Genomic DNA, 12,986 nt, shown 5'->3' with positions numbered 1-12,986 from the left:
CGCCTTCCGCCGACCGGTCGGCCGATCGATCCCCTCCCGCGCGCCGCCATCTGCGAGACTGAGGGCGACACACAGGCGGAGACACACAGGCGGAGACACACAGCTCATCCAGGTCATGGTGACCGGGGGCCGTATCCCTTGCACGGACAGATGTTTCACCGCACGTTTCGGCGAGCGGCCGCGGGGGAGGTCACTGGCACACGGTGATCGGGTCGCGGGGCGGCGGCCACGCGCCCCAGAAAAAATCAGTCGGGTGGAGATATGCATCGCGGTGGCGGACTGGGCGAGGGGACTGACGACCTGGGTCCTCGACGTGCCCGGCGGGGAAGGCACCGGCGCGAAGCGGAGGAAACGGCACAAGCGCGTCAGGAACAGGGTTCTCCGGGTGAGCCGGAGCGGACCGACCGGCGTTCCGAACGCCGGACCGACCGCCTGGAACGGGCCGAGCGGGCCGACCGCCTGGAACGGGCGGAGCGGACCGACCGCATCGAACGGGTGGAGCGGACCGACTGGGCCGAGCGGGCCGACCGCATCGAACGGGTGGAGCGGACGGATCGCCGGGACCGGATCGAACACACCGAGCGCCTCGACCGTATGGACCAGGTGGACCGGGTGGACCGCCGTGTGGAGCGGGCCGACCGGGCGGGCCGGAAGGACCGGGTCGAACGCCCGCGGGCGGAGAGCAGGAATGGTGGTCGGGTGGGGGTGACGTACAAGTACTTCGGCGCTCCGGACGGCGCGACCGCGGCCCGCGTCCCTGTCTCCATGCGTCCCGAGGAACTCGGCGGCGACGAGCTCGGCATGGGCGGCATGTTCACCAAGATCAAGCCGGAGACCATGGCGGCCATGGTCCTCACCGGCATAGAGGGCGTTCCCCTGCACCGGGTCCCGCCCCTGGAACTGGTCGTCCTGCACCCCGACTACGCGGTCGTGAAGCTCCCCATGACGGTGGTCGACCCCCTGCGCGACATAGGCGAGGAGGCGGTGGGCGCCGCCGCCTTCATCTGGTCCACGGTCCCCGACCGGGGCGGCCCCCGCGACGCGTTCAACGTCTACCAGCTGCTGCACGAGTGGCAGGACTTCTCGCACCGGCTGCACGACGCGGGGCATCAGGCGTACTGCCTGGTGTGGCCCTGACCTGGGGTTTCTTGCGGATCGGGCGGGGTCTTCGGGCCTCGCCCTTTTGGGTGCCGGAGGGGGGCCGTCAGGCGGCCAGGGCACATTGAGGGCACATTGGTTTTGCTGGGGGTACTGATGTGCCCTGGGCTGCGGGCGGGTCGCCGTCGTCTTCCGCCTCGGCTTCCGTTTCCGTGAAGGCGTCGTCGATCGCCTTGCGCGTGCGGGTCTCGCTGGACGGCAGTAGGTGCGTGTACGTCCGCAGCGTGAAGCCCGGGTCCGAGTGGCCGAGGTACTCGGAGAGTGCCTTGATGCTCTCCCCCGCGTCCAGGAGTACGGACGCGTAGGCGTGCCGGAGGGCGTGCATGCCGTCCTCGGGGGCCGCCTGGAGGTAGCGTGCGCCGCGCTCGCGGGGTGGGATCACTCCGGCGGCAGCAAGGGCGCGCTTCCAGTCGCCCATGTTGAAGACGCTGCGGTTGTACGCCCGCTCCTTCGCGTCGACGAAGAGGAGGCGGAAGGTCTTCGGCTCACCGTCCGGTTTGGTCAGGGTGACCTCGACCGCCGGGAACTCCTTCATGTGGGCCCTGACGGCGACGGCAAGCTGGGCCGGTAGGGGCACCGACCGAACCTTGTTGCCCTTGGGGAGGGCGAAGACGGGCTTCGTGCCGACGAGCCGCACCTGGCGGTTGACGTGGATCCAGCCGCCCTTGAAGTCGATGTCCTCGACAGCGAAACCGAACACCTCGCCCTGACGCAGGGGTCGTGCCCCTTGGCGTGGTGTAAGCGATCATTCGTCGGTGGCGGGTAGCAGAGCGGTCTTGTCCGGATAGAGGCTGTCCATGCTCTCGTTGGAGAGGTAACGGCGGGGGAAGGCGATCCACTCATCGTGCAGTTCGATCAGGCCGGCGGTGGCGAGGCGTTCGACGGCGGCGTCCCACTCGCGCCTTGACCTGGCGGATCCGCCGCCTCGGCGAGCGCCACCCACCTGGCCCCCGAGCCCAGAAAGCCAACGCCCACCACACAACGCAACGCCCGACCACGCCCCCATTCGTTCCGGAGGCCAAGGGGCGACAGCGCTGATCACGTCGCCACGGACACCACAGGGGCGAGGAGCTCCAACGCCTCCTCCCAGCGGTATCGATCCGCGCCACCGCCGGCCTTGGGCCGATGCGATTCGTACGAGCCGATCAGAACGCCCATCTCGCGCAGGTGCTCCAGGCTCCGGCGGTATGCGGGGGTGGGCGGCCTGGGCCGAGTTCAGGTAGGGCAGGACAGCGGTCGGGATGTCCATGCCGTACGCCTCGCACAGGATGCCCAAGGCGAGGGTGTCGGAGATGCCGGCGGCCCACTTGTTGACCGTGTTGAAGGTGGCCGGCGCAACCGCGATCGCGTCCGCAGGCGGCAGCGGTCGTGGCTCACCGGGTGTGCGCCAGGCCGAGCGAATCGGATAGCCGGTCTGGGCCTCGATCGCCTCGGTGCCGAGGAAGCCCAGCCCCTGCGGGGTGGCGACGACCCCGACGTCCCAGTCCCGTTCCTACGCGGCGATGATCAGTTTGCCGACGTCACCGGCGATGCCGGACGCGCAGACGACGACGTACAGGAAGGGCCTCTTGTCCGGTTCCTTGGTGGTGGGCTCGGTCACGCGTGGGCTCCAGGATGGTGGGCTTCTCGTTGGGCGGCCATCTGGTCGGCCAACGCATCGGGCCCGATCTTGCTCAGGGCCCACAGGCTGCTGGATCGACGGGCCCACCGCCAGAGCGGGTCATCCACACGGGTGTGGAAGGGCAGCACAGGAATGCCGTGGGTGTCGAAGGGAGCGGCGTCGAGGTAACGCAGTCCACCGATGCCGCAGAGATAGTGGGTGCTGCCGGTGGCTGCTGCAAGGTCGGCGAGGCGCTCGGAGCGGCCTTGCCGGGTCGGGATCGCGCTGCTGTCCTGCACCTTCCCCGACCAGCTGAGAGCGCTGAGCAGGGCGATCGTCGATGCCCTCGCGAGGTCGGCCACACGGTCCGAGTCGTCGAGCGCGTCCAGTACCTCGGACACCGCACCCCAGTAGGGGCTGCGGCCGTAGTACTGGCGGACGAGGAGCTGGATCGTCCGGCGGGAGCGACGCGGATCAACGAGCCGCGCCTGGCTAATCAGCGTCGGGCGCCCGTGGGGAAGGTGCGTCGGGAGCGTGAGCCACTGCTGTCGGGATGGATCGTCCAGGGCGGCGAGACGGGCGCGGTGCTGGTAGTCGCGCCGGGCGAACTGCACGTCGTCCAGAACGATCCAGCGGTCCGCGGAGAACAGCTTCGCCAGCGTGCACAGCCTGGGAAACAGGTTGGGTTGGTGGATCGCGCACAGCCCGCCCGACGCATCGGCGCTGGGCGGCTCAGGTACTGATGAGGCGGCTGTCGAAGCCGGCGCCCAGGAGGCGCCCGTAAGCGTCATACACATCCCCCGGTACGTCCTGCTCGACAGCGAAGCCGAGTTTCGGGTACTCGATCACCCGTTGCAGGTCCCCGACGAGCATGTCGACGACGAGCTTCTCGTCGCCGATGGACTTGATGTAGTCGTCCAACTCCAGTGGCTCCGAGGCGCACACGCCCTCAGCCTCGGGCCACAGCTTGCGGCAGGTCGCATACGAGCGGCGCTCCATGTACGGCTTGGAGATCAGCAGCAGCGACTGCACCTCCACCCCGGCCTCGGCCAGCAGCTCGCGAGAGAAGGTGATGTTCTGGCCGGTGTTGGCGGCCTTCGACTCCACGATGATCGCCTCGTCCGGCACCCCCAGGCTCAGCGCGTGCTCGCGGTAGTGGACGGCCTCGCCGCGCGGGAAGCGAGCCCGGGTGGTGGGGCTGTTGCCGCCGCTGAAGATCACGACCGGGAAAAGGCTGGCGCGATAAAGGTCGACCGCAGTAGTCGCGACCCCGAGGTCGTGGCTGCCCAGGCCGATCGCCGCCGAGCAGGGCCGCAGCTCGTGGCCCATCTGGTGGTAATTCCAGATCAGCGTCGCGTCGTGGAACTGCTCGTCGGTGATCTGGCGCTGCTGGTGATCCGGCACTGGCACTCCCTGGCTCATCCTTGCTGGCCCTTTCGGATGCCCTCAATACTGCGCAGCTGGTGGCTCAGCCCGTACTGCCGGGCCACCTGTGCCGCCTGATCGAGGACGGACAGCCCATCATTCCGGGTCGCCGCATCCGACAGAAGGATGTGCCCGTACGCGGTGTCCAGCCTCACCCGCTGCATCGGGGAGTCGACTGTGCCGGTGGTGCGCGCGATGTCGATGTAGTGCAGTGCCTGCTTCAGGTCGCCGGCACCGCGATGGGCCAGGGCCAGCTTCTGGTGGGCGACCGACCAGTCCTCCGGCTCGCCCAGGTCCTCGAAGGCACGAGTGGCGGCCGTCATCGCGTTGGTGGCGTACTCGTTGTCGCCCTCCTTGCTCAGCGCCGTACCCACCCACAGCCGCGCCCTGGCACGGTCACGCGGGCTCAGGCGCTGGTCCCCGGCGAGGTGTTCGTAGTGGCGAGCGGAGGACTCCAATTCGCCCGACATCTCCTGAACGACGGCCAGGGACAGCTCGATCTGAGCCACCCGGAGTGGGACGTCGAGCTCGGTGAACATGCCGCGGGCGGTCAGGTAGGAGTGGCGGGCGGAGAGTGGGCCGAGGATCGCGCCCTGATCGCGCTGGAGGTCGCCCAGGAGCACGAGGGAACGGCCGTACAAATAGAGACCCTTGTCGTCCAGCTGCTGGGGTGCACGGCTGCCCAACCAGCGGTTCAACAGGGTTGAGGCGAACGGGAAGTCCTGACGGCTGATGCAGACAACAGCGCGCTCGATGTCCTCGGTCCAGGTCTCGTAGTCCGCCGGCCGCGCGCTCTTCCGCCCAGGGAACAGCATTGCCTCGAAGCGGGCTTGGGCGGCGGAATCCGCCCGTGCGAGTGCGGTGTCGAGGATGGCCTGGGTGTCCGGTCGGGGCTGTGTCTCCGCGCCGAGGCTCTCCCACTTCGCAACCGTGCGCAGCGCGACACCGAGGTGCTCGGCGAAAGCGCGCGTGCTCATACGCAACGCGGCGCGCAGGGCGCTCGCCTCCCGACCTGTCCATTGCTGCACGCTGACCACGGATGACCTCCCTCCGTCACGTATGGAAGCACTGTCGGTGACGACGTGGGGTGGGAAGTGCAACGGAAGTACAACAGCAGGTCATTTCGAGGCCGTTCACGACGGCCGACGCTATGGGGCATGGACGACGACCTCATCACCGAACGCCGCCCCGTCGCCTTCCCCCAGGTCTTCGGCTACCTACGCCACATCACCGGCGGGCTGCCCCGCCACGCGGCGCTCGTCGACTGCCTCACCGAGTACTGCGAACGGCACGAACTGGCCCTGTGCGGTGTCTTCACCGAACGCGACTCCACGGTGATCAACCGGTCCCCGGCCTTCGTCGGTCTGCTCGACGCGCTCGAACTCCCCGATGCCTACGGTGCCGTGGTTCCGGCTCTCAGCCACCTCGGCCCGAAGGGCCTCGGTACCGAGCGCAGGCGGCAGATAACAGCAGCAGGCGCTCGTCTGATCGTGGTCCGCCGCCTCACGCCGACCACGGAATCCGCCTCTTCGCTTGGCGCGAGCCACAGCTTCCGGCCGCAGAGGGATGCGTGATGTCCGTGCGCGATGCGTTGCGAAGGGCTCCCATGGTGAACGACGTGCCGGGGCTGAGGCTGCTGAAGGTCGGCGACGGCTGGGACGTCGTGCGCACCTCCGCCGAGATCGGCCTCCTAGCCCTGGCCTATCTGCGCTGCATCGGTACTTCCGTCGGCCCCGTGCTCTACGACAGGCCCAACGGGCGTCTCTACTTCGCCGTCCCGACCGGCACCGCAACCAGTTGGGACGATCTGCCGGTGCGGCACCTCTCCACCAACTCCTGGCTCGTCGCACCCGGCCTGGAGCTGCTCGACGACTGGTTCGGCGGGTGGTGCGAGCTGCCTGACGACGACACCCTCACCGACACGGAGGCCCTCCGCGCTGCTCTCCAGCACCCGTACGTCGCCACAGCTCTGGAGACGGTTCGATGACCAGCCGCACGATCATCCGCCACCAGGAGTGGACCCTCCAGCCCGACCGGGAACCCGACGCAGAGCCCACCACGTACGCAATGCAGTGCGCGGTCTGTGGCGAGACCTCGCCTCCCGGCACCGACTTCGCCGCCCCGCAGAGCTGGGTGTTCACGCACGGTGGCCGCAATCCCTCGCACCATACGTACAGGGAGATCATCACCCGCCCGTGGAGGGCCTGGTGGAAGCCGTAAACGACCGTCTCACCGCCCAGGTCACGCAGGGTGCCCGCTACGCCGGACCACTGCTGATCGTGCTTGTGTCCGCCTCGTAGGGCTTCGCGATCGACGTGACCGCCTCGACACGCACGGATCACACCCCTGACCCGCGCTTGGCGCGGGTTCCACCGGTGAGCTGGCGGCCAACCTGATCGCCGCCCACTACCAAGCCCGACCGCTCATACCCAACCAGTGGAGATTCCATGACCGTGACGAACACCAGCGCCGAGAGGCGGGGGACCAAAACAGCTCCGCGGCTCGTGGCCAGCCCGTTTCTCGCTCAGTACCTCCTCGTCCAGCCCGGCCGGGCAGCCGGCGTGCGTATCCCGGAGGTCCGCTACGAGGAGCTGCGGGCCGCCGGCGCGGAAGGCCGATCCGTCCCGGACTGGCTGGCCGACGCGGCGCGGGAAGCGTGGGGGACCGAGCTGCCCGCGTCGCCGGTCGGGAACGTCGTGCTCGTCCGCGAGCGGTCCCGGTACGGGTACGGCAAGGCGTCATGGGAGATCAACCTCGGCTGTGATTACGACTGCGAGTTCTGCTACCTCGGGGAGAAGCGGTTCGAGGGCCTGGACTGGGCCGGTAAGCAGGCGCTACTGCAGACGCTGAGGGACGCCGGGGTCTTGTGGTTGCAGATCACCGGCGGTGAGGCGCTGATCGACCGCGAGTTCGGCGCGGCGTACGAGTACGCCCACCGGCTCGGGATGATGGTCCAGGTCTCATCCAATGGCTCCTCGCTGCGGAAGCAGCCGATCCGGGACCTGTTCGCCCGCCACCGGCCATACCGACTGACCCTGAGCGTCTACGGTGCCACCGCCGAGACGTACGACAAGGTGACGCGGAACCGCGGGGCGTTCGGCCGGTTCCTGATGGGCCTGGACGCCGCCCGCGAGGACAGGCTGCCGGTCCGCCTGAACGTGATCGTCTCGGACGGCAACGCGCACGAGACAGAAGCGATGGTGCACCTCGCGAAGTCGTATGGCTTCCCGCACCAGGTCTTCACGAACATGTCGCCCACCATCGACGGTGAGGCCAACCCCCTGGCGACGCAGGCACTGGGGCATCTCAAGGCCCGGAGCGTCTTCACCGGCTGCAACGCCGGCCACACGTTCTTCCACGTCAACCCGCACGGCATCGCGTCGATCTGCAAGGTCGGCCGCGACCCAAGCGTGAACCTCATCACCGAGGGCGTCGAAGCCCTCCCCCGACTCGGCGCGGTCGCCGAGTCCCTACAGCTCCGCACCGGTGGATGCTCCGGCTGCACGAAGGTCGGCACGTGCCGCACGTGCCGACCGCTGGCCAGGCTCTACCAGGAGGCGGGGGACCGACGAGAGCTCTACTGCCAGCATGGAGGTTACGGATCATGACTCCGCCCACCGCAACCCTGACCCCGCCCAGCGAGCCGGTGCTGCTCACCATCGGCCGCCGCCCGGCGGACGGCCCGACCGGTGTTCTGCCGGTTCCGCTGACCACCACGTTGATCAAGGACGATGAGTTCCAGATCGTCGCCGACCTGGACGAGGCCGCCGAGGGCGCCGAGGGCAGCTGCTCGGCCGGTGACGACCAGCCCTACTAGATCCACCACGGGTGGCGCCCGTACCGCCCTCCTGTTCCACCCCTTGAGTGCCGTCCCGGCCGTACGCTGGCCAGGGCGGCACTCCCCCGTACCCGAGCACCCCCTGAGGAACCGCGCGTGTCCATGTCCCGCATCCCCTTCGAGCAGCTCCCCGCTGGCATCCGCCAGGCCATCGCTGACAAGACCGGCGCCGTCCACAGGGCGGCCACCGCGCAGGGCGGCATGAACTCCGGCATCGCCTCCGTCCTGGAGACGAACGGGGGCAGGGTCTTCGTGAAGGGCATCCCGTCCGACCATCCCCAGGTCGCTGCCCAACGCCGCGAGGCAGCCGTCGCCCCGTACTTGCCGGCATCCTGTCCGCGCCTGTACTGGCACCTGGAGTTCGGCGGCTGGTACTTGCTCGGCTACGAGGTGATCGACGGCCGCCACGCCGACTACACACCAGGCTCACCCGACCTGCCGCTCGTGGAAGCCGCGCTTGTCGAGCTGCAGGACGTCACAGCGCCCCCAGGCATCGGTCTCAAGGACGCCGTCGACCGGTGGGCGGACTACGCACCACCGGGCTCCCTGCACTACTTCGAGGGCAACGCCCTCCTGCACACCGATTTCGCCCCGGACAACGTCCTGATCACCGATGACCGTGCGCGAATCATCGACTGGGCCTGGCCGACCCAAGGGGCGGCCTGGATCGACCCATGCGCCCTTCTTCTCCAGCTTATGGACGCCGGGCACTCCGTGGACGAGGCACTCGCCTTCGCTTGTCGGTTTCCGTCCTGGCGGGACGCAAAGGCCGAGGCACTCGCGGCGTTCAGCTTGGCCACGGCGGCACTGTGGCGGGAGATTGCTGAAGTGGAGCGGACACCATGGAAATTGGGGATGGCGATGCGGGCGGCGGAGCTCGCGCGCGTCCGGGACTGGGCTCTATAGACGCTAGGTACTGGTATCGGGGGGACGCATTCGGACGGACTGCCCGGCTGTCGGACCGCACCGAAAGCTTCAGTAGCGCACGAAAGACTTCAGTAGGTTCTTCACTGCCGCAGCGAAGGTTTCAGTAGAGCGCCCAGACGAGGAGCATCGTGGACGCAGACAGTGGAACGTCCTCTTCTGCGGCGCCCAACAGCACCCTGAGGGGGAGACCTTGCAACTCATCGAGTCCCTTGAGCCGCCTTCGCCCGCCCAAGTGATCGAGGCCATCCGGCAGCTGCGTGAAGCGGGCGCCGTGACGACGGAACCTCGTGCCATCAACGCCAAGACGCGAGTGAGCCTGGCGGCGACGCCGCCCACTACCCGTCCGTCAGCCGAGCAAGGCGCCCTCTGGTGAGACGCCGCGAGGGCACATCCAGGGCACATGAGCCCGGGAAACGGCGTTGACCTGTGAGAACTACCGAGAGGAGTTTTCCCAGGTCAACGCACATCTCCATGCGAAACCGCAGGTCAGCGCCCTCCCGCCACCAATCGCTGCACGAGTGGCAGGACTTCTCGCACCGGCTGCACGACGCAGGGCATCAAGCGTACTGCCTGGTGTGGCCCTGAGCTGGGGTTTCGTAGAGGTCGGGCGGGGTCTACGGGCCTCGCCCTTTTGCGTGCCCGGGAGGAGGCGAGCGCCACGCACCCGGCCCCGGGCCAGGGCAGCCAGCGCCCGACACGCCGCGCAGCGCCTGCCCCCGCCCGCTGCGGAGGCCGGCGGCGCAACGGGCATGTCGGGGCCCGGTGGCGCGCGGCCCGGCCGCCGGATTGGCCTCCGAGCAGGCTGTTCCTGCGGCCGGGGACGTGTGTCAGGGCCGCCCGTCGTCAGCGGGGAGGCCCACCCCGCCCAGGACGGTGAGGTCCATGCGGTGCGGTGGGGACGACAGCAGCGCGAGGACGTCTGCGGGGTCGGGGCCGTCGGCGCGCGACGTGGCGGCGAGGGCGGCCTGCGCACTGGCCTCGTCCTGCCAGACCTCGGTGACGTGCACCGTGTCCGGGTCTGCTGTGTCCTGGCTGATCAGGTAGATCTCGCAGCCGGGGAAGCCGTGCAGCCTGTCCGCGACCCTCAGCAGGACGGCGGCGAGTTCGCCACCCCTGCCCGGGTGCGCGGTCATGGTCATCAGTCTGCCGATCATGTTCAGACCAAGGTGGTGATGCAGAACGGGTGACCGGCGGGGTCCAGCAGGACCCTCCACCGGTCGGGCTGCGGCTGTGTCGGGGGCTCGGCGGCACCCAGGGCCAGCAGGTGGGCACGAGCGGCCTCCAGGTCGTCGACGCCGAGTTCGATGTGGGCCTGCTTCTCCTGGGAAGGGTCCGGCCAGGTGGGCCGTCGGTAGTCGGCCAGCCGGTTGAACCCCAGTCCGGCCGAGCCCTCCGTGCCGAGCAGAATGAAGTCGTCGCTGGAGTAGGCGACGGGCAGGCCGAGGGCCTCGCTGTAGAAGCGGGCCAGTTCGGCGGGGTCCGGGCAGTCGAATGTGACGGCCGCGTAGCGGATTGCGGGTGCGGTCGCGTTTCCAGTGCTCATGAGGAAGACGCTATGACGGGACCAGGACAGTTTCGGTCCTGGTCGTGCGGGACACTTCACGGTGTGATCAGTACATCCGCCCGCCTGCTGCGACTGGTCTCACTGCTGTCCGCACGGCCGTCCTGGACCTGCGGCGAGCTGGCCGACCACATGGCGGTCACCGAGCGCACGGTGCGACGGGACGTCGCCAGGCTTCGGGAGCTGGGCTACGGAGTCGAGTCCGACCCCGGGCCGTGGGGCGGTTACCGCCTCCGGGCCGGATCCCGGGTGCCGCCGCTGATCCTCGACGACGAAGAGGCACTCGCCGTGGCGGTCGGGCTGCGCGAGGCCGCGCTCAGCGGCGTTCTCGGCGGTGACCAGGCCGCGCTGTCCGCTCTGCTGAAACTGCGCCAGGTTCTGCCGCGCCGGATCGCGGACCGGCTGGGCGAGATGGATGCCGCCTTTGTCCACACCGCAAGGCCCGGCGCACCCCAGATCACGCCCGGCACACTGCTGGAATTGGCCGGCGCGTGTCGCCGGGCGGAGCGTTGCCGCCTGTCGTACCGCGACCGGGAGGGGAAGGCCACGGTCCGGGACGTCGACCCGTACCGCCTGGTGCACACGGGACGCCGTTGGTACTTCGTCGCCCGGGACGTGACGCGGGACGAGTGGCGTACCTTCCGCGCGGACAGGGTGGACCGGATACAGCCGACCGGACGCCCGGTGGAGCTCATCGACCCACCCGACCCGGCGCTGCTCGTCTCCCGCTCCATCGCGACCGGCGCCTATCCGCTCTACGTGACGATCCGCCTCCCGCTGCCCATGGACCAGGCACTACGGCTGATCCCGCAGACGGTCGGTACCCACCGCCCGGAAGGCCCCGACGCCACGATCGTCGATATCGGCGGCCCCGACGCGGACGGGCTCGCCAGGTACCTCCTGAGCCTTGCCACACCACTGCGGGTCCTGTCACCGGACGACGTACGGCAGGCGCTGCTGCGCCGCACCCGGGAACTGTTCGAGGACAACGTGAGCGGTCAGCCCCGGTAGAGGGACATCGCACCGGGAACGAACACCGTCCGGTCGCCGAAGCGGTTACGGAGGGACCGGCGCGCCCCGCCGGCGGAGAACAGCGCGGTCGAGGGCGTTCGGGTCCGGTCCGGTACCGGTCCGGTCCCCGGCTCAGTCCGACTGGCAGGTGCGGAGCAGGGCCAGCAGGTCCTCGTCGCCCACGCCGAGTGCCCGTGCGTGGGCCACCAGGCGGCGGGCCTGTTCGACGAGTTCGGCGCGCGCCGGGGCCGGACCGGCGGTGACCTGGGCGCCGCGGCCGCGCCGCAGATCGATCAGGCCCTCGTCGCGGAGTTTCTGGTAGCCGCGCAGCACGGTGTGCACGTTGACGCCGAGCGACTCGGCCAACTGGCGGGCCCCGGGCAGCCGCTGCCCGGGTTCGGCGCGGCCGTCGGCGATCGCGCCCCGTACGGCGGCCGCGATCTGGTCGCCGAGCGGGACCGGCGATGCCGTGTCGACACGGATCAGCACGGTCAGCCCTCCGTTCGCCGGCGCGCGATCAGGGCGTTGAGCAGCGAGGCGGCTCCGGCGGAGTCCTCCACCGTGACGACGAACTCCTTGCCGGTGCGCAACCGCAGCGACAACGCCTCCCCCGAGTGCAGCACCAGCCCGCGGGAGCCGGGCCGGACGCGGTACCCCCAGCCGCCGAACTCGGCGAACGCCGCGACCCGACGGCTGCCGGCGGCCTCGATCCGCTCCAGGGGGATCCGCTTGCGGAACCGGGGCAAGCCGAACCAGACGAGACTGAGCCCGCCGTCGTCGACGACCACGCGGACCAGCGCGGACGCACCGGCGATCACGGCAACCGAGAGCAGGACCGCTGCGGGCAGCCACTGCCACAGCGCGGCCAGCGCGGCAGCGGCCACGAGCAGGGCGGCGGAGAGCCAGACCAGGGAGCGCGACCCGGCCCTGCGGCTCCACATCGCCCGCTCCCCCGCGCCGAGCGCCAGCGGGGCCACCGGTTCCGGGACCGCGGGCCTCCCGTCGGGGTCCGGGCCGGCCAGCCACCAGACCAACCCGCCCAGGGCCGCGGCCGTGAGGATCATGACCGGAAGCAGTATCGGGTCGAACTTCGCGGCGGAGGCGTCGGTGACGTCCAGGTTGGTGAGCGGCACGGCCGCCAGCGCCCAGCCGATGAACCCGGGTATGCCCGCGACGGTCGCCGTCATCGCACGCGGCAGCCCGTCCCGGCGCGATCCGGCCCACAGCACGCCCGCGGTGAGCCCGCCCACCGCCAGCAGCACGGCCGCCGCCACCCAGGGCCACTCGGCCAGGCCCGTGTACCCGTCGGGCCGGCCCCCGCCGGAGAAGTGCGTCGCCATCGGATCGGGCAGCCGGTCGTGCCAGTAGGCGAAGGTCCCCAGCGCGGCCGCCGCGCCGAGTCCGTGTGCCGTCAGGACCAGTCCGATCATCCGCCGTTGCCGCCGCATACGTGATCCTCTCCCCCG

The 12,986-nt window shown here is 69.8% G+C and carries 16 protein-coding genes and 2 pseudogenes; 8 read left to right on the top strand and 10 right to left on the bottom strand.

Annotation, left to right across the window (positions count from 1 at the left end; all coding sequences use genetic code 11):
* Positions 1 to 594: 594 nt before the first annotated feature.
* Positions 595 to 1,137, top strand: a complete 543-nt coding sequence (locus tag ACL02U_RS12580) for a hypothetical protein (protein WP_412790859.1) — start codon at positions 595 to 597, stop codon at positions 1,135 to 1,137.
* A 67-nt stretch (positions 1,138 to 1,204) separates the two neighbouring features.
* Here ACL02U_RS12580 and ACL02U_RS12575 read toward each other — a convergent pair.
* From ACL02U_RS12575 to ACL02U_RS12550, 6 genes and pseudogenes are all read right to left on the bottom strand, one after another.
* A pseudogene (locus ACL02U_RS12575) lies at positions 1,205 to 1,873 on the bottom strand (tyrosine-type recombinase/integrase); the annotation flags it as partial.
* A gap of 30 nt (positions 1,874 to 1,903) precedes the next feature.
* Positions 1,904 to 2,101, bottom strand: a complete 198-nt coding sequence (locus ACL02U_RS12570; protein ID WP_412790832.1) for a hypothetical protein — start codon at positions 2,099 to 2,101, stop codon at positions 1,904 to 1,906.
* A gap of 95 nt (positions 2,102 to 2,196) precedes the next feature.
* Positions 2,197 to 2,758 (bottom strand): annotated as a pseudogene (locus tag ACL02U_RS12565) (flavoprotein).
* On the bottom strand, positions 2,755 to 3,549 hold the full coding sequence (locus ACL02U_RS12560; protein WP_412790831.1) for a WbqC family protein: 795 nt from the start codon (positions 3,547 to 3,549) through the stop codon (positions 2,755 to 2,757). Before ACL02U_RS12560 ends, ACL02U_RS12565 begins: the two are co-directional and overlap by 4 nt.
* On the bottom strand, positions 3,491 to 4,180 hold the full coding sequence (locus ACL02U_RS12555; protein WP_412790830.1) for a YdcF family protein: 690 nt from the start codon (positions 4,178 to 4,180) through the stop codon (positions 3,491 to 3,493). The genes ACL02U_RS12560 and ACL02U_RS12555 overlap by 59 nt, the downstream gene beginning before the upstream one ends.
* Positions 4,177 to 5,220 (bottom strand): helix-turn-helix domain-containing protein, encoded by a 1,044-nt coding sequence (locus ACL02U_RS12550; RefSeq protein WP_412790829.1) that lies wholly within the window; start codon positions 5,218 to 5,220, stop codon positions 4,177 to 4,179. Before ACL02U_RS12550 ends, ACL02U_RS12555 begins: the two co-directional genes overlap by 4 nt.
* A gap of 120 nt (positions 5,221 to 5,340) precedes the next feature.
* On the opposite strand from ACL02U_RS12550, the gene ACL02U_RS12545 reads away from it, so the two are divergent.
* The 6 genes from ACL02U_RS12545 to ACL02U_RS12520 all read left to right on the top strand — a co-directional run bounded on the left by ACL02U_RS12545 (position 5,341) and on the right by ACL02U_RS12520 (position 8,927).
* On the top strand, positions 5,341 to 5,757 hold the full coding sequence (locus tag ACL02U_RS12545; RefSeq protein ID WP_412790828.1) for a hypothetical protein: 417 nt from the start codon (positions 5,341 to 5,343) through the stop codon (positions 5,755 to 5,757).
* On the top strand, positions 5,757 to 6,170 hold the full coding sequence (locus tag ACL02U_RS12540) for a hypothetical protein (RefSeq protein ID WP_412790827.1): 414 nt from the start codon (positions 5,757 to 5,759) through the stop codon (positions 6,168 to 6,170). The genes ACL02U_RS12545 and ACL02U_RS12540 overlap by 1 nt, the downstream gene beginning before the upstream one ends.
* Positions 6,167 to 6,403, top strand: a complete 237-nt coding sequence (locus tag ACL02U_RS12535; protein WP_412790826.1) for a hypothetical protein — start codon at positions 6,167 to 6,169, stop codon at positions 6,401 to 6,403. Before ACL02U_RS12540 ends, ACL02U_RS12535 begins: the two co-directional genes overlap by 4 nt.
* A gap of 227 nt (positions 6,404 to 6,630) precedes the next feature.
* Positions 6,631 to 7,791, top strand: coding sequence for a radical SAM protein (locus tag ACL02U_RS12530; RefSeq protein WP_412790825.1), 1,161 nt, complete (start codon positions 6,631 to 6,633; stop codon positions 7,789 to 7,791).
* On the top strand, positions 7,788 to 8,000 hold the full coding sequence (locus ACL02U_RS12525) for a hypothetical protein (RefSeq protein WP_412790824.1): 213 nt from the start codon (positions 7,788 to 7,790) through the stop codon (positions 7,998 to 8,000). Before ACL02U_RS12530 ends, ACL02U_RS12525 begins: the two co-directional genes overlap by 4 nt.
* A 123-nt stretch (positions 8,001 to 8,123) precedes the next feature.
* Positions 8,124 to 8,927 (top strand): aminoglycoside phosphotransferase, encoded by an 804-nt coding sequence (locus ACL02U_RS12520; protein WP_412790858.1) that lies wholly within the window; start codon positions 8,124 to 8,126, stop codon positions 8,925 to 8,927.
* Between the two features lie 848 nt (positions 8,928 to 9,775).
* Here the strand turns inward: ACL02U_RS12520 and ACL02U_RS12515 are convergent.
* Both ACL02U_RS12515 and ACL02U_RS12510 read right to left on the bottom strand, forming a co-directional pair.
* Positions 9,776 to 10,102, bottom strand: coding sequence for a putative quinol monooxygenase (locus tag ACL02U_RS12515; protein WP_412790823.1), 327 nt, complete (start codon positions 10,100 to 10,102; stop codon positions 9,776 to 9,778).
* A 2-nt stretch (positions 10,103 to 10,104) separates the two neighbouring features.
* A complete protein-coding gene (locus ACL02U_RS12510) occupies positions 10,105 to 10,491 on the bottom strand; it encodes a VOC family protein (RefSeq protein ID WP_412790822.1) in 387 nt (128 codons plus the stop codon).
* Between the two features lie 63 nt (positions 10,492 to 10,554).
* On the opposite strand from ACL02U_RS12510, the gene ACL02U_RS12505 reads away from it, so the two are divergent.
* Positions 10,555 to 11,520: a helix-turn-helix transcriptional regulator gene (locus ACL02U_RS12505; protein WP_412790821.1), complete on the top strand. Its 966-nt coding sequence runs from the start codon at positions 10,555 to 10,557 to the stop codon at positions 11,518 to 11,520.
* 132 nt (positions 11,521 to 11,652) lie between these two features.
* On the opposite strand, the gene ACL02U_RS12500 is transcribed toward ACL02U_RS12505, so the two are convergent.
* Both ACL02U_RS12500 and ACL02U_RS12495 read right to left on the bottom strand, forming a co-directional pair.
* Complete coding sequence (locus ACL02U_RS12500) at positions 11,653 to 12,009, bottom strand: GntR family transcriptional regulator (RefSeq protein ID WP_412790820.1); 357 nt, start codon at positions 12,007 to 12,009, stop codon at positions 11,653 to 11,655.
* A gap of 2 nt (positions 12,010 to 12,011) precedes the next feature.
* Complete coding sequence (locus ACL02U_RS12495; protein ID WP_412790819.1) at positions 12,012 to 12,968, bottom strand: DUF1648 domain-containing protein; 957 nt, start codon at positions 12,966 to 12,968, stop codon at positions 12,012 to 12,014.
* Between the last annotated feature and the right edge of the window lie 18 nt (positions 12,969 to 12,986).

This window comes from Streptomyces sp. MS06, from assembly GCF_047200655.1.
Lineage (GTDB): Bacteria > Actinomycetota > Actinomycetes > Streptomycetales > Streptomycetaceae > Streptomyces.
Note: the sequence above shows the minus strand (reverse complement) of the source record. Positions and strands in the feature narration are given on the sequence as shown.